At 65.7% G+C, this 1576-nt stretch carries 1 protein-coding gene; it reads left to right on the plus strand.

Annotation, left to right across the window (positions count from 1 at the left end):
* Positions 1-1404 (plus strand): glycoside hydrolase family 5 protein (locus AC1DU6_RS30580; protein WP_477861844.1); only part of this gene is annotated, 1404 nt, incomplete at its 5' end.
* Positions 1405-1576 lie beyond the last annotated feature (172 nt).

The following is a 1576-nucleotide window of genomic DNA, read 5'->3' on the forward strand; positions in this document are numbered from 1 at the left end:
GGCTCGGCCAACACCGGCACGCCCTACTGGTACTGGGTCAAGTTCACGACCAGCGCCGGCAGCTACAACTCCGGCTCGGCCTCCGCCACGCGCGGCAGCAGTTGCGCGCCGACCGCCGTCACGCCGTGGGTCAACGTCAATGGCACGTGGACGCAGACCGCCTCGGGCACCGTCACCGCCGGCAGCTCGGCCATCCTGGGGCCGCAACCGATCTCCGGCGGCATGTGGACGTGGAGCGGCTGCGGCACCGCGGGCGGCTCGCGCGAGCAGACCATCACGCCTACTGCCAGCTGCACGGCCACCGCCACGTATACCAACAGCTGCGGCGCCAAGAGCAATCAGGCGTTCGTGATCACCGTGCCAGGCTCCATGCGCGACCTGACGAGCGTCCAGCTGTCGCAGCAGATGTCCCCCGCCTGGAACCTCGGCAACACGCTGGACGCGGTGCCGGCTGAAACGTCCTGGGGCAACCCCGTGGCGAGCCAGCAGTTGCTCAACGCGGTGAAGGCGGCCGGCTTCAAGACCGTGCGTATTCCCGTCACCTGGAACCAGTACGCCGACGCCGACGGCAACATCAACCCGAGCTGGATGGCGCGCGTCACCCAGGTCGTCGGTTACGCCCGCAACGCCGGCCTGTATGTCGTGCTGAACACCCATCACGAAGGCGACTGGCTGATTCCGACCTACGCCCGCCAAGCCAGTGCCAACGCGCGCCTGGCCCGGATGTGGACGCAGATCGCCAACAACTTCAAGGACTACGACGACTACCTGCTGTTCGCCGGCACCAACGAGATCATGGTCGCTGGCGACTACAACCCGCCGACGGCCGAGTACCAATCCGTCCAGAACGGGTTCAACCAGGTCTTCGTCAACGCGGTGCGGGCCACGGGTGGCAACAACGCCAAGCGCCATCTCGTCGTGCAGGGCTTCAACACCAACATCAACGCGACCTACGACGGCTTCGTCAAGCCCACCGATCCGGCGACGAACCGGATGTTCATCGAAGTGCACTTCTACGATCCGTTCAACTTCGCGCTGAACGACAAGAGCGGCATCTGGCAGTGGGGTTCGATCGCGACCAATCCGGCCGCAACCGAACCCTGGGCCCACGAAGCCTACGTGGACGCGCAGTTCCAGAAGATGAAGTCCCGCTTCGTCGACGCCGGCATGCCCGTGCTGATGGGCGAGTACGGCGCCATCCTGAGGACCGAGTACGACCCGGCCGGCACCTACCGCACCTACTGGACCAAGTACGTGACCAAGTCCGCCTACCAGCACGGCATCGTGCCGACATGGTGGGACCCGGGCTACACCACCAACCACGCGACGGGCCTGTTCGATCGCTCGACCAGCGCTCAGTCCTTCCCGGACTTGATCAAGACCATCGTCGACAACGCCAAGTGACGTCATGACATCACGGTGGTGACACCGTGAGCCCGCCGCGGATGGTGTCCGATGACCGGGCCACCAACCGCGGCGGACCCAGTTTTACAGCGTTAAAGCCTGTCCCGCTGCCTGGCACCTTGGCGCGATGTCGGGCGACAGGCCACTCGCCCAAGGGTGGCCCGCAAGGACC

The organism is Roseateles sp. P5_B10 (assembly GCF_056400485.1).